The following is a 19,675-nucleotide window of genomic DNA, read 5'->3' as shown; positions in this document are numbered from 1 at the left end:
TTTTCTCAGGCGAAGATCCGATTGAAGTGTATCAAACACACAAAGACCGTATTAAACATATTCACTTTAAAGATATTCGTAAGGAAAAAATGGAAGAAGTTAAAACAAACTCATTTAGTTTCTTAAAGGGCGTTAAAGAAGGTGTGTTCACTGTTCCAGGAGATGGCATGATTGATTTTACACCAATTTGGCAAGAAATTGAAAAAGATGGTTATGAAGGATGGATTGTCGTAGAGGCAGAACAAGATCCATCAAAAGCTAATCCATTTATTTATGCAAAAGCTGCTCGTAATTATATTAATTTAATTACTGGTTTATAATGAAAATTTTTCTTAGAAGAAGGGTGAAAAAATGATAAATAAAGAATTAAGAATCGGTGTAATAGGTGTTGGAGCTATTGGAACAGAGCATATAAAAAGAATTAATCATAAAATAAAAGGTGCTAGAGTCGTTGGCATTTATGATATTTTAGAAGAAGAAAAAAAGCAATTAGCAGATGAAATGGGAATCATATTTTATGGTAGTGGGGAGGACTTAATTTCTTCAGATGACGTCGATGCCATATTGATTACTTCCATTGATGAAACACATGCAGATTATGTATTAAAAGCGTTAGCACAAGAAAAGTATGTATTCTGTGAAAAACCTTTAGCTATAGATAATCAATCATGCGCTAAAATTGTTGAAGCAGAAGTGAAATGCGGTCGACGCTTGGTACAAGTAGGTTTTATGAGACGCTATGATAAAGGTTATATGGAGTTAAAAAAATTAATTGAATCTAAATCATATGGGGAAGTATTAATGCTACATTGTGCGCATAGAAATCCAGAATCTGGCTTACACTACACAACGCCAATGTCTATTATCCAAACGGCAGTGCATGAAATTGATGTGCTACGTTGGTTATTACAAGACGACTATGTTTCAGTTGAAAGTATACTGCCTAAAAAACAAACTAAAATGACACATGACAATTTACATGATCCACAAATTTTAGTATTAGAGACAAAAAATGGTGTGGTGATCCAGTTAGAAATTTTCGTTAATTGTCAATTTGGTTATGATATTAAATGTGAAGTAGTATGTGAAAATGGAGAGTTAGGATTAGTGGATCCACACTATACTTATGTCAAACATAATTTTTCTAATCAGACACCAATATCGCCTGATTGGCAGACACGTTTTAAAGAAGCGTATGATACAGAGTTTCAATTATGGGTTAATGGCGTATTGAATAATAAATTGGAAGGACCATCTTCATGGGATGGGTATGTCGCTTCTATTATCACAACAGCAGGAACGGAATCAACAAATAAAGGTGAAAAAATAAATGTTATGCTTCAAGAAAAACCAAGTATTTATTAAAACACTTATAAATAAAGGAGGTGAGATTTTATAGTAAAGATATAACTCTATAGCATAGCACTAAACGACAAAATAGGGTTGTTATCTATGATGTATCGAAAAATATTATACCTACACAGAATAATATAGTTATAAAAATGGTAATATAGGCATTTTTATAGTAAAAAACAAACTGGCTATTAATAGTAGTATCTAGTTTGTTTTTTTATATGAAGGATGCTTAAAAAAGTAGATTAACATTGTTGATACTATAAAAATAAAAAACAAGATTAGAGCTTTATTCTAATCTTGTTTTTTATTTATTGTCTAAAAGATAACTACAGGAACACCAACATCAATCATATTAAATAATTTAGCACACACATCAGGGGGTGTGTTAATACAGCCATGTGATCCCACTGTCGTATATGATGTTCCTCCATAAGCATTGGCATTTTGCCACGGGGAATCATGAATTCCTACCCCTGTCCAATCGATTGGCATCCAATAATCAACAGGGCTTGCATAATCTTCACCGCGAAGAGTTTCATTTCGCTTTTTGTTCCAAACATAGAACACTCCGGAAGGAGTAGGTGTACTTGGTTTTCCAGAAATAATGTCTGTATCTAAAGCAACTTTTCCATCTTTGTAGTACCACATGTGTTGAGCTTGTAAGTCAACTTCTATATAAGTATTTGATAGAAGAGCTGATTCGGGAGTAGCGCTTCCTTGATAAGCAGGAACACGATCTGTGAAACCTTTGCCAGATAAAATTAGTTCTGTCAGTTGTTCTGTTTCACTATCTGTTGCAATTGTCCAACTATAAGACCCAGCAGGAACACTCACTTCTCCACGTTTGGTGCTATTAAATTTTGTTGGATTAGTACTAGTATTGTACTGTTGCCCAAGTTGAGTGACATATTCTTTTACTAAGTCTTGATTTAAAGTAACATCACCTTTATCGTTTGTTGTTAACCAACTAGTAATTGTCTCTTTAGGGATTGCCACTTTTTGCCCATTAATGAGGTACGTAGCATTGACCTCTGTTAACTTATTTATGTCCGCTAATTCTTTTTTTAATTGCTTATCTGTTGCCAAAACAGTTGGTTTTTGGACATAGAATTCTAAGTTTATAGACCCTTTGCCTTCTTTAACATGAGATTCAAATGCTGAAATAAATTTATCAACATCAATAGAATTTCCAGCTACTTCGTCTGTAATTTGAAATGAACCATCTTTCATTTCAATTTTTGCATTTTTTGTGGGTGTGCGCTCTTTATTAAAGTTCGTTAAGGCTGTTTTTAAAGCATTAGATTGTTTAGTTAGTTCGTCTTTGTTATAATCAGTCATCACAATGGGCACATTTTTAGGTTGATTGACGTAATTCATAAACCACAACCAAGGATTTTGTTTTGCAATAGTATCAGAGACAGTCTTATTAACATCAAAAGTGATTCCTAGTTGTTGTTTAGGAATGGCTTTCCAAGTTTTATCATTATCTAGTATAACGAATTCATTCTCATGAATATTGTCCTCAAGCTTTTTTTCTGCTTGTTTTCTAGATAATTGGCTGACATCTATTTGTCCAATCTTTGTATTGGGCAAAAATTTATTCTGATAAGTAATAGCAAAATACGAATAGATACTAACAATGACTAGTACCATAATTAAAGGCACTAATAACAACGACTTACGTTTCATGTGAAGCCCCTTCCTATGATAAAAATTGTAATATTATTGTAACATATTCTTTTCTAAAAACAATATAAGTGCTTTAAAAACACCTATATAATGAGAAAAGACTAGAATTTATCATTCTAGTCTTTTATTATTTTAATTAATAAGAACATGATTTATTCAAATGCTTCATCTAGTATTTCTTGTAGACGTTTTGCAGATAAGTCAAATTTTTCTTGTTCAGCATCTGTTAAGGGAAGTTCGATAACATGGCTGATTCCTTGGCGATTTACCACAGCTGGAGCACCGATATAAATATCGTTTAATCCATATTGTCCATCTAAGTAAACAGATAAAGGTAATACGGCATTTTCATCATAAAGAATGGCTTTAGTAATACGAGCTAAAGCAACAGCAATTCCATAGAAAGTAGCCCCTTTCTTATCAATGATGGTATATGCTGCATCACGGACTTTAAAGAAAATGTTAACCAATTCTTCTTCATCAATTTCAGGATGATCTGAAACCCATTCGTAAATTTGCAATCCAGCAATATTAGCATGAGACCAAACTGGAAATTCTGTATCACCGTGTTCACCTAAAATATATCCATGGACATTTCTTGCATCAACGTCTACTAACTCAGCAATGGTTTGTCTAAAACGAGCAGAGTCAAGAGAAGTTCCGCTACCGATAACTTTGTGTTTTGGAAATCCAGAGAATTTCCATGTAGCATAAGTTAAAATATCAACAGGATTAGTTGCGATTAAGAAGATACCATTAAATCCTGAAGAAACGATATCATCAACAATGGATTTGAAAATTTTTAAATTTTTATTAACTAAATCTAGACGTGTTTCACCGGGTTTTTGTGCAGCACCTGCAGTAATCACCACTATGTCAGCATCTTTACAATCAGCGTAAGTTGCAGCATAGATTTTTTTAGGAGAAGTGAATGCTAGAGCGTGAGATAAATCAAGGGCATCCCCTTCTGCTTTGTTTACATCAATATCAATAATACCAATTTCTTGTGCGATGTTTTGTGTCACAAGGGAAAAAATATAACTTGAACCAACAGCCCCATTGCCGACAACGATAATTTTTTGATGATCAATACTTATGTGTTCCATTACAATCGCTCCCTTTTTTATTTACTCCATGTTAAATTATAACACTAAATTATGAAAAAACCTATGAAAAAGATCATTTAACAAATAATAGTCTATTAATCAAACGTTAATTAAAAGTCTTAATAGTTTCTTATTTATAGAATATAAAAAGGTATGGTATACTATTTTAGAGCCTTTTAGTTTAAATACAATGAAAAAACACGTGTCTTCTAACCCGTGTTTTTTGATGTTATAGGAGATATAGATTATGAAATTAATTGTTGGATTGGGAAATCCTGGAGCGAAGTATCGAACAACTCGACATAATATTGGATTTATTACATTAGATGAGATTGCCTATCAAGAAAATATTGAATTTAATAAATCTCAATTTGAAGCCGACACGGCAGAGTTTTTTGTAGATGGTGAAAAGGTGTTATTAGCAAAGCCTCAAACATTTATGAATGAATCAGGTCGTAGTGTAGGACCATTGATGACTTATTATAACATTTCACCCGAAAATGTTTTAGTCATTTATGATGATTTAGATTTACCTGTAGGAAAAGTAAGATTGCGTCAAAAAGGAAGTGCTGGTGGACATAATGGTATTAAAAGTTTAATTTCACATATTGGAACACCTGAGTTTAATCGTGTACGAATAGGGATTGATCGCCCAAATCGCGGAGAAGAAGTGATAGCTCATGTTTTAGGTAATTTTCCTAAAAACACACATGAAGACATGCTGTCAGCTGTAAAATTAGCGGCAGATGCGAGTTTGTATTGGGCACAAGGGCATTCATTTGTTGAGACTATGAATCAATACAATAGTAAGAAATAAAGGGGGTCAGATGATTAATATGTACCTCAATCAAAGTATGATGACTATAATAGAACAAGATGAACAAGTGAAAGAGTGGCTTGATAATAGTGAGACACAAAAATCACAATTGATTACAGGTTTAGCTGGTTCAGCTAAGAGCTTAGTGATGTCGACGTTGCTGAAAAAAAATAAAAAGATCATGATTGTGACCCCTAATTTATATTATGGGACTAAATTGATGGACGACTTGCAACACATTGTTGACGAGTCTTATTTGCATTTCTTCCCTGTTGATGAAGTGGCAGCAGTTGAAATGTCCTTTTCTTCTCCGGAAGCACTAGCTGAGAGGATTAATAGCATGGTGTTTTTAAATAGTGATGAGCCAGGGATTATCGTTACACCATTAGCTGGATTACGTCGTTTTTTACCAGCTCCTAATAATTGGAAAAATAGTGTGTTATCTGTTGAAGTAGGAGGTATAATCGATTTAACAACTTTACCCGAAACATTAGTCTCTCTAGGGTATGTTAGAGAACAAATGATAGGAAAACCAGGTGAATTTAGTATTAGAGGAAGTATCATTGATATTTATCCTTTAACTAGTGAATACCCTGTGCGTATCGATTTGTTTGATGATGAGATTGATTCGTTGCGTTTGTTTGATGTAGAAACCCAACGTTCGTTATCAGATGTAGAGAATATATTAATTCCACCAGCTATGGATCAAGTGGTAACAAAAGATGAATTAGCAAACGCGGCAAGTGTATTAGATGAGGCGTTAAGTAAAAAAATTGATGGCATAAAAGATATTGATAGAAAAAATCAGTTAACTGCTTATAAAAATTATACAGTGGGTGAGTGGGGCAGTGGCCATCCAACTGATGATATTAGTCAATATATTGATATGATTTATGAGGAAAAATATCATTTAAGTGATTATTTATCTCATGACGATTTGGTGGTATTTGATGATTATAGTCGCATGATTGATACGGAAAAAGAGATTTTACGAGAAGAAGCAGAATGGTTAACGATCAAGTTAGAAGATAATCCAGTGTTTGAAGACCGAACGCTTGGTGGTGATTTTAGACAGATTATGAAAAAAATGCCACAACATCGGACATTTTTCTCTCTGTTTCAAAAAGGGATGGGAAATTTGCGTTTTTCTTCCATTTATCCGTTTGAATACCGTGCGATGCAACAGTTCTTTGGTCAATTGCCGCTTTTAAAGGCAGAGATGGATCGTTGGGCAAAACAAAAACAAACGGTCGTGGTACTAGTCGAAGATACCGAACGTAGTAAAACGGTAGAACGCTTGTTTATTGATGCGGATATTTCTGTTGTCGTCAATAACAAAAAAGAGTTGTTAAAAGGGCAAGCACAAATCCAGGTTGGCTTATTAGAATCAGGGTTTGAGTTGCCACAAGATAATTTAATCGTGTTAGTAGAAAAAGAAATTCTACATACCAGAACGAAACGTCAAGCACGTAAACAAACCATTTCTAATGCGGAACGATTAAAGAGTTATAATGAATTAAGTCCTGGTGATTATGTGGTTCATGCTAATCACGGGATTGGTAAATACATTGGCATGGAGACATTACTAAGTGGTGGCACACACCAGGATTACATGACCATTTTGTATCAAAATAACGATAAATTGTTTATTCCAGTGACCCAGTTAGATTTAATTCAAAAATATGTGGCTTCTGAGTCTAAAACGCCACGTATTAATAAATTAGGTGGTAGTGAGTGGACAAAGACAAAGAAAAAAGTATCGGCAAAAGTTGAAGATATCGCGGATGATTTAATTCAATTATATGCAGCAAGAGAAGCTGAAGTAGGATATGCTTTTTCACCAGATGACGATTACCAGCATGAGTTTGACAATGCCTTCCCGTACGCAGAAACGGACGACCAATTGCGAAGTATCCAAGAAATTAAGAAAGACATGGAGAAAACACGACCAATGGACCGTTTGCTTGTAGGGGACGTGGGTTACGGGAAGACAGAAGTGGCTTTGCGTGCAGCGTTTAAAGCAGTTAGAGATGGCAAACAAGTCGCATTCTTAGTCCCAACGACTATCTTAGCTCAACAGCACTATGAAACGATGTTAGACCGATTTAAAAATTTTCCAGTAAGTATTGGGTTAATGAGTCGATTTAGAACGAAAAAACAACAAGAAGAAACGATTGATCAATTGAAAAAAGGTCAAATAGATATTATTGTTGGCACGCATCGAATTTTATCAAAAGACTTAGAGTTTATGGATTTAGGATTGCTTATCATTGATGAGGAACAACGTTTTGGCGTGAAACATAAAGAGCGACTAAAACAATTACGTGCACAAGTGGATGTATTGACACTGACAGCTACACCGATTCCAAGAACATTGCACATGTCCATGTTGGGGGTGCGAGATTTATCGGTTATTGAAACCCCGCCGGCTAATCGTTACCCAGTGCAAACATATGTGATGGAGAAAAATCCAGGGGCTATACGTGAGGCGTGTGAGCGAGAAATTGCGCGTGGTGGACAAGTGTTTTATCTATACAATCGTGTGGATACGATTGAGCAAAAAGTCGATGAATTAAAAATGCTATTACCTAACGCTCGTATTTCTTATGCACATGGTCAAATGACAGAAATTCAGTTAGAAAATGCGTTAATGGAATTTATTAATGGTGAATACGATATTTTAGTGACAACGACGATTATTGAAACAGGGGTTGATATTCCTAATGTAAATACGTTGTTTGTGGAAAACGCCGATCACATGGGATTATCTCAGCTTTATCAGTTAAGAGGTCGTGTTGGCCGAAGTAATCGCGTGGCGTATGCTTATTTTATGTATGAACCGCAAAAAGTCTTAAATGAAGTGAGCGAGAAACGACTTCAAGCGATTAAAGATTTTACGGAATTAGGTTCAGGATTTAAAATTGCCATGCGAGATTTGTCAATTCGTGGTGCTGGAAACCTGTTAGGTGCTCAGCAACATGGCTTTATTGACTCAGTCGGGTTTGATATGTACACTCATATGCTTAATGAAGCAGTTAATCGTAAGCGTGGTGTCGATAGTAAAGAGACGAAAACAGTAACTGAAATTGACTTGGGCATTGATGCGTATATTCCAAGTGATTATATAGAAGATGAGCGTCAAAAAATTGAAATGTATAAGCGAATTAGACAACTTGAAAATCAAGAGATGTATGATGAATTAGAAGCTGATCTATTAGATAGATTTGGTGAATACCCTGATGAAGTCGCAAATCTATTAACTGTTGGGTTGATAAAAATGAATGCTGATTTTGCCTTAATTGATAAAATTCAAAAGAAAAAGCAATCAATTTATGTTGAATTAAGCAAGGAAGGCACGTCTGCTTACACAATCGAGCAGTTATTTAAAGCTTTATCAAAAACAACTTTAAAAGCAGAAATCAGTACAGACGAGCATTTGGCTGTGACATTCAAACTAGGTAAAGACACAACCGTTGCAATATGGTTACATGAAGTGTCAACATTTATTGAAGCATTAAGGCAAGAGCGATATGCTAAAAAAGATGTACGGGATGATGCGAATGGAAAAAATTAAAGTAGAAAAAACTGTTTTAAAAGGAACGTTGATTTTAACGATTACGTCTTTTGTGGTAAAGATACTGAGTGCTGTGTATCGCGTGCCATTTCAAAATTTAGTGGGAGACGAAGGGTTTTATGTGTACCAACAAGTGTACCCTATCTATGGTATTGCGATGACATTGTCGTTATCTGGTATGCCTGTATTTTTATCAAAAATTTTAGCTAGTGAAGAGTCTTTGATTGAAAGAAAAAAAATTCTTACCCAATTTTTTTACTATGTTAGTTTCTTGTCTATCTATTTATTTTTAGGCTTATTTGTTGGGGCACCACTCATTGCCATGATGATGGGAGACAAAGAGCTCATACCACTTATTCGTGTTGTATCGTTGGTATTTTTACTGGTACCATTTTTATCTACTTTTAGAGGTTATTTTCAAGGAGAGGTGAATATGTTACCAACTGCAACCTCGCAGTTAGTGGAACAGGGAATTCGTGTGGGAATTATTTTACTTTCTGGTTGGTTGTTTTATACGCAAAGTTTAGATGTTTACCAAGTAGGAAGTATTGCCACATCAGGAGCGATTATGGGTGGAATATGTGCGATTGTGGTGTTAATATACTATGCAAGAAAGCAGCCGTTATCTTTTTATCCAATTCCCTCAAAGGAACAGCGTGATAATGGATTGCTAAGACGATTAATATTAGAAGGTGGAACGCTTTGCTTTTTTAGTGCTTACCTCGTAATTTTTCAATTGATTGATTCATTTACGATAAAAAAATATTTAGTTTTTTCAGGGATACCGGATCTATCAGCTAAAATAGCCAAGGGAGTCTTTGATAGAGGACAGCCATTGGTACAATTAGGATTGGTTGTGGCCATTGCAATGACTGCTACATTCATGCCGACGTTAACTCATTACTATAAAAGTAAAAAGAAATCAGATTATCAATCAATGGTGTTATCCTATTTAAAAGTGTCATTGAGTATTTCTGTGGCAGCAGGTATTGGATTGGCCATCATGATTCCATTTATCAATGTGACACTTTTTAGCAACAATGATGGCGCATCAACATTGTCGCTATTTGTACTATCTGTTAGTATTGCCTCAATGATTCAAACGTATCAAACAATTTATCAAAGTCAAAACCGAGTACATTATCAATTTGTCGCTGCAATATTTGGTGTGTTATTGAAGAGTATTTTGACACCATGTTTAACCTATTATTTTGGAACAATGGGGTCAAGCGTAAGTACGTTACTGGGGTTGTTAGGTTGTTTACTTGTTTTGCATCATTACCTGATCCGTAAGGGATTTGACGTAGCGGTTGGCAAACTTTTTTTAATAAAATTATTGATTAGTTTAGGGTTGATGGCTATTGGAGTCTATGGATTTAGAGTTATCTGTTTAGCTAACGGTTTACTCATAACTCATAGAGGAGTGACGTTTGCTTTAACACTAATAGGTGTCTTTATTGGAGTGACTATCTATCTAATAAGTATTGTGAAATTTAAATTATTTAGTTATGATGAATGGAACATGTTGCCATTTGGCCAAAAAATATATAAACATTTTTATTAATTGATTTAGGAGGACATTGATGAGATTAGATAAATTTTTAAAAATTTCAAGAATTATAAAACGTCGAACAATTGCAAAAGAAATAGCTGATAAAGGTCGGATTCAAGTGAATCACAAATTAGCTAAATCATCTACCCCTGTTAAAATAGGAGATGTGATTACAATCATGTTTGGTAATAAAACATTAGAAGTTAAAGTATTAGACTTAAAAGACACAACTAAAAAAGATGAAGCAAAAGATTTATACGAAATTATTAGCGAAATCAAAAATCAAAACTAAAATCAGCGATAAGTATTAGACATTAATGAGGCTAGTTGGTATAATGAACCCAAGTATAAACAGAAATGGAGTCTAATGTATCATGAGTGAGAAAAAAACGTTATTAGCCCTTGAGACAAGCGAAAAAAGACTTCCGTCACCAATGGCGAAAGCTCAACGTGAACAAAAGCAAATGATTTACAAACGACGACGCTTAACGGTTATGTTTGTGTTAGCCTTTGGTTTATTTACGTTCATGGGAATTAACTTATTTCGCAATGGACAACATCTGTTATCACTACAACAAAATCACACAGAGGTAAAAAAGGAATATGCAAAAGTAAAAACAGAAAAGAAGGATTTGGAAAACGAAGTAAAATTGTTAAAGGATCCCGAATATGTTGAGAAAGTTGCACGTGCCAAATATTTTTACTCTAAAGAAGGCGAACAAGTATATAGCATCCCAGGACTGAGTGGTGCAAATTAAAGCAGTGGCAATCGAGTATTAAGTTAATAAAAAAATAATATATAAAGAGGATTCAAGGAGGAAATATTTTTTTATGTCAATCGAAGTGGGGACAAAGTTATCTGGTAAAGTGTCAGGTATTACTAATTTTGGAGCGTTTGTAGATTTAGGTGATGGAAAAACAGGATTGGTACATATCAGTGAGGTATCTAATAGCTTTGTAAAAGATATCAACGATGTTTTAAAGATGAATGACGAAGTTGAAGTAAAAGTCATGAGTGTTGGAGATGACGGAAAAATTGGGTTATCAATCAAGCGTGCCAACGAAGAAGAACGCCCAGCACAGCGTGAGCGTAAAGAATACAAACGTTCATCAAATAATTACCAGTCTGATCGTAACAACCGAGGTGGAAATGACCGTGGTAGAAATAATCGTAAACCTGCAGCAGTAGCTACTCCACAAAAAGAAAGTTTTGATTCATTAATGACTAACTTCTTAAAAGATAGTGATGATAGATTAAGTACATTAAAACGCAGTACTGAAGGAAAACGTGGCGGACGTGGCGGACGTCGTAACTAAATAGATAGAAGGGTAAGAGAGTTCTCTTATCCTTTTTTTATATGGAAAAGTGGGAGGAAAGTTTGTGTACCAAGAATTTGAAAAGATTATTCAATCAGAGTACCAGTTGATGCCACAAACTCATATTGTGGTAGGAGTATCTGGAGGAGTTGACTCAATGGTGTTACTGCATTTGTTGTGTCAAATACCCAAAGATCAACGTCCAGTGATTTATGTTGCACATATTAACCACCAGTTAAGAGCTGAATCAGAAGTGGAACAATTATTTGTAGAAAGTTATGCCAAAAAATATCAAATACCCTGTTTTGTCGGTATATGGGACGAAGGAAAAACTGTTGATACAAATGTAGAGCAACAAGCAAGAACATTTCGCTATACTTTTTTTGATAAAGTGATGCAAGAAACAAATAGCACGTATTTATTAACGGCTCATCATAAAGATGATGCTGTCGAAACAATCTTGATGCGATGGATTCAAGGTAGTCAATTAAGAAAATTGGTTGGGATTGAAAAAAAACGCTCACTGGGAGTCAATCAGGTTATTCGCCCATTATTAAGTTTTTCTAAAAAAGAACTTTATGAATACGCTAAAGAAAAAAATATCCCGTATCATGAAGATAGTAGTAACCTTTCTGATAATTATTTCCGAAATCGTATTCGTCATCACATCCGTCCTATGCTGGAAATAGAAAATCCTAATTTTGGTAACGGAATATTGCGCTTATCTCAAGAAATTTCCAATCAAAGGCAAGTTATCGATGAATTACTGCAGCCTTTAATTGAATTACTTGTTTCTTATCAAAATAATACATGGCAATTAGATTATATTTCGTTAAAAAAACACAATTTAGCGATACAGTCTGAAGTAATTCGATATATATTAACAGATATTCAAGAAAAAACTAGCCTTGTTGTAGGATATGAGCATATGAATCAGTTACAAAAACTGATTAGTAATGATAAACCAAATCAACAGTTATTATTAGGAAATAATTGGATTGTTGAAAAAAATTATGACATACTCACTATCTATCAAAAGAAAAAGTCATTAAATGAATATACTGTATTTGATTTGGCAAAAAATCAGGGTGTATTTTTGTCTAATAATCAGTGGTTAGGATTTTTTGAATTGGGTAAAGAAGTTATTCCGAATGAATTGATTAACTGGCACTTAAAAGAGATGATTTACACACATGGGAAACATCATACGATTCGAGTCAGAAAACGTGAAGCTGGTGACAGATTCGTATATAATTATAAAGGTCAGACTAAGAAAGTATCACGATATTTTATTGATGAAAAAATACCAACTAAATTACGTGATTTAAGTTGGCTCGTTTTCGATGAAAAAGGGTATCTTCTATGGCTTTTACCATTTAGAGAATCTTATTTGAGTATTCATCATGAAACTGATAAAATACAGTATAAGCTCGTCTACTTATATCAAAGGGATGAGTAAGTTTGGAAGGAGAACCCAATGTTAGAAAAAGATATCGAAAAAACATTTTATTCAGAACAACAAATTCAAGAACGAGTTGCTGTTTTAGGTGAAGAGATTAGTCGTGAGTATCAGGATAAGTTTCCTTTAGTTGTGGGTATTTTAAAAGGAGCCGTTCCGTTTTTATCGGATTTAGTTCGTGCTATGCCAATTCACATGGAAATGGATTTTATGGATGTGTCAAGTTACGGTAATGCGACTGTCTCATCTGGTGAAGTTCGTATTTTGAAAGATTTAAGTACAGTAGTTGAAGGTCGTCATATTATCTTAGTAGAAGATATTATCGATAGTGGACGTACATTAAAATATCTTGTTGACTTATTGAAACACCGTAAAGCAGCTTCTGTTAAAATTGTGACGATGCTTGATAAACCAGAAGGTCGTGTTGTTGATATGGCAGCTGACTATGTTGGTTTTGAAGTGCCAAACGAATTTGTTGTAGGATATGGTTTAGATTATGCTGAAGATTATCGTAATCTTCCATATATCGGTGTATTGAAACCAGAAATATACGAAAATGCTTAATTTTTCGAACATTTAGTGTTACAATAATTTCTTAGTAATGATTACAAACTAAAAATTTAATATAGAGAAGGAGGACATGTATGAATAAAAAGAATTCAGGGATGCGCAACTCGCTTTATTATATTATTGTATTTTTATCAATGATTACAATAGTATACTTCTTCTTTGGACAAGGCGGCGACCAATCTCCAACTATAAATTATTCAACGTTCTATCAACAATTAAAAGATGATCAAATTAAAGACTTTACTGTTCAACCTGCTAATGGCGTTTACAAAATCACGGGTGAGTACCATGAAGATCAGAAAATTACTGATTCAGGTGGGTTACCAATATTTGGTAAAACAAAAGTAAAATCAAAACGATTTACAACATCTGTCTTACCTAATGATGCAACCATTGCTAATATTAGCGAAACAGCGAGTGAATCTGGTACCAAATTTGTTGTTAAAGAACAATCAAACAACAGTGTTTGGGTATCATTATTGTTTAGTTTCTTACCAGTTTTATTGATGGTATTCCTATTCTATATGATGATGGGACAAGGTGGACAAGGTGGTGGAAATGGCCGTGTCATGAACTTTGGGAAATCTAAAACAAAAGAAGCAGATAAAAAATCAATCAATGTTCGTTTTTCTGACGTAGCAGGAGCTGAAGAAGAAAAACAAGAATTAGTAGAAGTAGTTGAATTCTTGAAAGACCCACGTCGTTTCGTGGAACTTGGTGCTAGAATTCCTGCGGGTGTGTTACTTGAGGGACCTCCCGGAACAGGTAAAACATTATTAGCAAAAGCTGTTGCCGGAGAAGCTGGCGTACCATTCTTCTCTATTTCAGGTTCAGACTTTGTTGAGATGTTTGTCGGTGTTGGGGCAAGTCGTGTACGTGACTTGTTTGAAACAGCGAAAAAATCAGCTCCAGCGATTATCTTCATCGATGAAATTGATGCAGTTGGTCGTCAACGTGGTGCTGGTATGGGTGGGGGTCACGATGAACGTGAACAAACCCTTAACCAATTGCTTGTTGAAATGGATGGTTTCAATGGTAATGAAGGAGTTATCGTTATTGCTGCAACAAACCGTTCAGATGTGTTAGACCCTGCATTACTTCGTCCAGGACGTTTTGACAGACAAGTTCTTGTTGGAACACCTGATGTTAAAGGTCGTGAACAAATTTTGCGAGTTCATTCTCGTAACAAACCTTTAGCAAACGATGTTGATTTAAAAGTTGTCGCACAACAAACACCAGGATTTGCCGGTGCAGACTTAGAAAACGTATTAAACGAAGCTGCCCTTGTAGCGGCTCGACGTAATAAAAAGAAAATTGACGCATCAGATATTGATGAAGCACAAGATAGAGTCATTGCTGGTCCTGCTAAGAAAGACCGCATGATTAGTAAAAAAGAACGTTCAATGGTTGCTTACCATGAAGCAGGTCATACAATCTGTGGATTAGTGCTAAGCGATGCAAGAATTGTCCATAAAGTAACCATCGTTCCACGTGGACGTGCTGGCGGATACATGATTGCTTTACCAAAAGAAGATCGTTTCTTAATGACTCAAAACGAAATGTTCGAACAAATCGTTGGATTACTTGGTGGACGTGTGGCCGAAGAAATTATCTTTGGTGTGAAATCTACTGGGGCAAGTAATGACTTTGAACAAGCAACTAACTTAGCTCGTTCAATGGTAACTGAGTATGGTATGAGTGATTCATTAGGTCCTGTACAATATGAAGGAAACCATCAAGTCTTTGTTGGCCGTGATTATGGACAAACAAAAACTTATTCAGAACAAGTTGCGTTCCAAATCGATGAGGAAGTTCGTAATATCTTGAACCGTGCTCATCAAAAAGCGGTTGAAATTATTGAAGCACATCGTGATGAACATAAGTTAATCGCAGAGTCACTACTTAAATACGAAACACTTGATGCGAAACAAATTAAATCATTATTTGAAGACGGTAAAATGCCAAGTGATGATAAACCTGAAGAGTATCCAAGTGAAAAAGATGGTTCTTTTGAAGAAGTTAAAGAAGCGTTAGAGAAAAAAGACGCTGAAAAACAAAAAGCTGAATTTGCTGAAGAAAAAGAAGCAGAGCACAATTTAAAAGAGCGTGATGAAGAATTATCACAATCGATTAAAGAAGATGAAGAAGCTGTGAAAGAAGATAAATCTGAGTAAAAATAGTTTTAAGATTGAAACAAATACGTTATGATAAGTGGGATATACGAAAGTATAGCCCACTTTTTAATTGGGAATAATAAAGAAAGAAAGTAGGCACGATAAATGAGTAAACAAACAACAGATTATTTAGTTAAAGCTTTATGTTTTAATGGAGAAATTCGTGCGATGGCAACACGCACAACAGAGTTAGTTGCTGAAGCACAACAACGTCATGATACATGGCGCACGTCAACAGCGGCACTAGGTCGTTCTTTAACAGGAGCCTTGATGTTAGGTTCAACGCATAAAGGTGACGAAAAATTAACTGTTCGTATTCAAGGGGATGGTCCAATCGGTGCTATTGTCATTGATGCTGATGCAAAAGGACATGTAAAGGGATACGTTAAAAACCCACAAGTTAATTTACCAGCAAATGCATTAGGAAAAATTGATGTGCGTGGTGGAGTGGGAACAAATGGATCTCTAAGTGTGGTAAAAGATTTAGGATTAAGAGAGCCGTTTACAGGACAAGTTCCATTAGTTTCAGGTGAACTAGCTGAAGACTTTACATATTATTTAGCAACATCAGAACAAGTTCCTTCAGCAGTCGGGTTAAGTGTATTAGTTGATAATGAAAATGATGACGTTGTGAAAGCGGCAGGTGGATTTATGATTCAAGTGATGCCGTTTGCTTCAGAGGAAACACTAGTTGAAATTGAAAAACGTTTAGCTGATATTCCACAAGTTTCTAATCTATTAGATCAAGGTGAAACACCAGAAGAAATTCTTTATCGTTTATTAGGGAAAGAAAATGTCGAAATTTTAGATACGATGCCCGTCGAATTTCAATGTGATTGCTCTAAAGAACGTTTTTCTTCAGCTTTAATTACCTTAGGGGTCGATGAATTAACCAATATGATAGAAGAAGACAATGGAGCAGAAGCTGTCTGTCATTTTTGTAATGAAAAATATCATTATACAGCAGAAGAGTTATCAGTATTAAGAGACGAGGCTATGCAGTCTTAAGAGGAGGAAACCCGATGTGGAAGATAGGAAATGTCGAGATTCCTAATCGAGTGGTTGTGGCACCGATGGCCGGAGTAAGTAACTCGGCTTTTCGTGTAACAGTCAAAGAGTTTGGTGCAGGGCTTGTCGTATGTGAGATGATTAGTGATAAAGGCATTCAACAGCGTAACAAAAAAACACTAGAAATGCTTTATATTGATGAGACAGAACATCCGCTTAGTCTACAAATATTTGGTGGCAATAAAGAAAACTTAGTCGAAGCAGCTAAATTTGTCGAAGAATACACGACCGCAGATATGATTGATATCAATATGGGATGTCCAGTAAATAAGGTCATCAAAGCTGAAGCAGGTGCTAGATGGTTACTTGATCCAAACAAAGTATATGAAATGGTAGAAGCTGTGGCGAGTGCTGTGAGTATTCCGGTGACAGTGAAACAACGTATTGGTTGGGATGAAGAACATGTGTATGCTGTTGAAAATGCATTAGCTGCTGAAAAAGCCGGTGCGAGTGCAGTGGCGATGCATGGTCGAACACGCGTGCAGATGTATGAAGGAAGAGCTAACTGGGATGTACTAAGGGAAGTTAAAAAGCATTTAACCATTCCATTTATGGGGAATGGTGATGTGAGAACCCCAGAAGATGCAAAACGCATGCTTGATTATGTTGGATGTGATGGCGTAATGATTGGGCGAGCTGCGTTAGGTAATCCATGGATGATTTATCGCACACAGCATTATCTAGAAACAGGTGAGTTGTTAGAAGAGCCACACCCAGCTGAAAAAATCGAGACAGCTAAACTTCATTTAGACCGTTTAATTCGTTTGAAAGGTGAAAAAATTGGCTGTTTAGAATTCCGTCAACATGCCGCGTATTATTTAAAAGGCGCCCCACGTGCAACCAAAACACGACTAGCCGTTAATAAAGCGACAACTCAAGAAGAAATGAATCAGATTTTGGATGAGTATGTATTAGTTGTAAAAGAAAAAGGATTAGTCGGATAAAAAAGGCAAATTAACTTGCCTTTTTTTTGCTATTTATGGCATTATAGGAGAGAGTAGAATGGCAAATAATGTATAGGAGGAAGTAACGTGTCAAAAGATAATCAAGAGCATCAAGAAATGAATGATCAACTCATCGTTAGACGAGAAAAAATGGCGGAGTTGCGTGACAAGGGATTAGACCCATTTGGAACACGTTTTGAGCGTACAACCAATGCAAAAGAATTGCATGAAAAATATGATGATAAAACTAAAGAAGAATTACAAGAGTTAAACCTAACAGCGACAATTGCTGGTCGTATCATGACAAAACGTGGTAAAGGTAAAGTAGGGTTTGCTCATTTACAGGATAGAGAAGGGCAAGTACAGATTTACGTTCGTAAAGATGCGATTGGTGAAGAAGCCTATGAACTATTTAAACAAGCTGACTTAGGTGATTTTGTTGGAGTAACTGGACAAGTGATGAAAACTGATATGGGTGAGATGACAATCAAGCCAACTGACTTTACATTCTTGACAAAAGCTCTTAGACCGTTACCGGATAAATATCACGGTTTAACAAACGTTGAGCAAAAATACCGTCAACGCTATTTAGATTTAATTAGTAATCGTGATAGCTTTGACAAATTTGTTAAACGTAGTGAAATTATCCGCGAAGTGCGTAATTACTTAAATGACCATGGTTATTTAGAAGTTGAAACACCAACCCTACATAATATGGCAGGTGGAGCAGCAGCAAGACCATTTATTACACATCATAACGCATTAGATATGGAATTATATTTACGCATCGCGCTTGAATTACATTTAAAACGATTAATCGTTGGTGGAATGGAAAAAGTATATGAAATTGGTCGTGTATTCCGTAATGAAGGGATTGATGCGACACACAATCCAGAATTTACTATGCTAGAAGTGTATACAGCTTATACTGATTATAAAGATATTATGGATTTAACAGAAGGTATCATTACAACAGTCGCTCAAAAAGTATTAGGGACATTACAAATCCAATACGGTGATGTTAATGTTAACTTAGAAGGACCATGGAAGAGAATTCATATGGTTGATGCGATTAAAGAAGTCACAGGTGTTGATTTCTGGAATGTAACATCAGACGAAGAAGCAAGAACAATCGCTAAAAAACATAATGTTACTATAGAAGAACATATGGATTATGGCCATGTGATTAATGAATTTTTTGAAGAGTTTGTTGAAGATACGTTGATTCAACCAACCTTTATCTATGGTCATCCGGTTTCAATTTCTCCACTTGCTAAGAAAAATCCAGAAGATGACCGATTTACAGATCGCTTTGAAGTATTTATCGTAGGAAAAGAATATGGAAATGCCTTTACCGAGTTAAATGATCCAATCGATCAAAGAGAACGATTTGAAGCGCAGATGAAAGAAAAAGATTTAGGAAATGATGAAGCTCATGGAATAGATGAAGATTTTATTGAAGCGCTAGAATATGGAATGCCTCCAACAGGTGGTTTGGGAATAGGGATCGACCGTCTGGTGATGCTATTAACTAACTCACAATCTATTAGAGATGTCTTATTATTCCCAACGATGAGATAAAAAAGTGAAGAATTTCTTCACTTTTTTATTTTATTTTAGTATATAAAATTATCGTTAAACGGTTAATGTTCGTTATAAAAAGAAATAAATAGTTATTAAAAATGATTTATCTAGAAAATTATTTTTTATAACGAATAAAAACGAATAAAAATCATATAATTTTAATTTAAAATTTGTGAATTTTTTTTTTTAGAAAAAGGTTGACCTTTCTCTATAATCTTGTTATATTAATACATGTCCTTGAGACACAGCTTTTAAAAATCACAACTTTTAACATTTAGCTAATAGGATTTTTATTCTAGCGAACGAATTTTCAGAAAATTTAAAAAAATTCAAAAAAATGTTGACAAGTTATTATAAACTTGTTATGATATAAAAGTTGTTACGACAACAAAGTTTAGACCTTTGAAAACTGAACAAAGTAAGACGAACCAAATGTGTAGGGCGTTTCTACTATGTAGAAACAAA

At 34.9% G+C, this 19,675-nt stretch carries 16 protein-coding genes; 14 read left to right on the top strand and 2 right to left on the bottom strand.

The features are described 5' to 3' along the window. On the top strand, positions 1-320 hold a 320-nt coding region (locus MN581_RS09620; protein WP_241699678.1), incomplete at its 5' end, for a TIM barrel protein. Between the two features lie 31 nt (positions 321-351). Further along, complete coding sequence (locus tag MN581_RS09615; protein ID WP_117974115.1) at positions 352-1,365, top strand: Gfo/Idh/MocA family oxidoreductase; 1,014 nt, start codon at positions 352-354, stop codon at positions 1,363-1,365. Positions 1,366-1,671: 306 nt separating this feature from the next. On the opposite strand, the gene MN581_RS09610 is transcribed toward MN581_RS09615, so the two are convergent. Together MN581_RS09610 and MN581_RS09605 are read right to left on the bottom strand one after the other, a co-directional pair. Beyond that, a complete protein-coding gene (locus MN581_RS09610) occupies positions 1,672-3,045 on the bottom strand; it encodes a L,D-transpeptidase family protein (protein WP_241699677.1) in 1,374 nt (457 codons plus the stop codon). Positions 3,046-3,197: 152 nt separating this feature from the next. Next, positions 3,198-4,151 (bottom strand): L-lactate dehydrogenase, encoded by a 954-nt coding sequence (locus MN581_RS09605; protein ID WP_117974111.1) that lies wholly within the window; start codon positions 4,149-4,151, stop codon positions 3,198-3,200. A 247-nt stretch (positions 4,152-4,398) separates the two neighbouring features. Between MN581_RS09605 and pth the strand changes: the two genes are divergently transcribed. The 12 genes from pth to lysS all read left to right on the top strand — a co-directional run bounded on the left by pth (position 4,399) and on the right by lysS (position 19,207). After that, the gene (gene pth, locus MN581_RS09600) at positions 4,399-4,968 is read left to right on the top strand and encodes an aminoacyl-tRNA hydrolase (protein WP_241699676.1); all 570 of its coding nucleotides are present in this window, start codon (positions 4,399-4,401) and stop codon (positions 4,966-4,968) included. A 19-nt stretch (positions 4,969-4,987) separates the two neighbouring features. Continuing rightward, positions 4,988-8,542 (top strand): transcription-repair coupling factor, encoded by a 3,555-nt coding sequence (mfd, locus tag MN581_RS09595; RefSeq protein WP_241699679.1) that lies wholly within the window; start codon positions 4,988-4,990, stop codon positions 8,540-8,542. After that, complete coding sequence (locus MN581_RS09590) at positions 8,529-10,106, top strand: oligosaccharide flippase family protein (RefSeq protein WP_158559470.1); 1,578 nt, start codon at positions 8,529-8,531, stop codon at positions 10,104-10,106. Before mfd ends, MN581_RS09590 begins: the two co-directional genes overlap by 14 nt. A 19-nt stretch (positions 10,107-10,125) precedes the next feature. Continuing rightward, complete coding sequence (locus tag MN581_RS09585; protein ID WP_117974105.1) at positions 10,126-10,386, top strand: RNA-binding S4 domain-containing protein; 261 nt, start codon at positions 10,126-10,128, stop codon at positions 10,384-10,386. 82 nt (positions 10,387-10,468) lie between these two features. Next, complete coding sequence (locus MN581_RS09580) at positions 10,469-10,852, top strand: septum formation initiator family protein (protein WP_241699675.1); 384 nt, start codon at positions 10,469-10,471, stop codon at positions 10,850-10,852. Between the two features lie 73 nt (positions 10,853-10,925). Further along, complete coding sequence (locus MN581_RS09575; RefSeq protein ID WP_117974101.1) at positions 10,926-11,411, top strand: S1 domain-containing RNA-binding protein; 486 nt, start codon at positions 10,926-10,928, stop codon at positions 11,409-11,411. A gap of 64 nt (positions 11,412-11,475) precedes the next feature. Next, positions 11,476-12,870 (top strand): tRNA lysidine(34) synthetase TilS, encoded by a 1,395-nt coding sequence (gene tilS / locus MN581_RS09570; protein WP_241699674.1) that lies wholly within the window; start codon positions 11,476-11,478, stop codon positions 12,868-12,870. Between the two features lie 18 nt (positions 12,871-12,888). Next, positions 12,889-13,434: a hypoxanthine phosphoribosyltransferase gene (gene hpt, locus MN581_RS09565; protein ID WP_071456009.1), complete on the top strand. Its 546-nt coding sequence runs from the start codon at positions 12,889-12,891 to the stop codon at positions 13,432-13,434. Between the two features lie 80 nt (positions 13,435-13,514). Continuing rightward, positions 13,515-15,614 (top strand): ATP-dependent zinc metalloprotease FtsH, encoded by a 2,100-nt coding sequence (gene ftsH / locus MN581_RS09560; RefSeq protein ID WP_117974097.1) that lies wholly within the window; start codon positions 13,515-13,517, stop codon positions 15,612-15,614. A 105-nt stretch (positions 15,615-15,719) separates the two neighbouring features. Next, on the top strand, positions 15,720-16,622 hold the full coding sequence (gene hslO, locus MN581_RS09555) for an Hsp33 family molecular chaperone HslO (protein ID WP_241699673.1): 903 nt from the start codon (positions 15,720-15,722) through the stop codon (positions 16,620-16,622). A 14-nt stretch (positions 16,623-16,636) separates the two neighbouring features. Next, entirely contained in the window at positions 16,637-17,626 is a 990-nt protein-coding gene (gene dusB / locus MN581_RS09550; protein ID WP_071456011.1) for a tRNA dihydrouridine synthase DusB, read from the top strand. A 117-nt stretch (positions 17,627-17,743) separates the two neighbouring features. Then, positions 17,744-19,207, top strand: coding sequence for a lysine--tRNA ligase (lysS, locus tag MN581_RS09545; RefSeq protein WP_187363592.1), 1,464 nt, complete (start codon positions 17,744-17,746; stop codon positions 19,205-19,207). The last annotated feature ends 468 nt before the right edge of the window (positions 19,208-19,675 follow it).

This window comes from Vagococcus sp. CY53-2 (assembly GCF_022604695.1).
Taxonomy (GTDB): domain Bacteria; phylum Bacillota; class Bacilli; order Lactobacillales; family Vagococcaceae; genus Vagococcus.
This window is presented reverse-complemented; position numbering and strand designations above follow the sequence as displayed.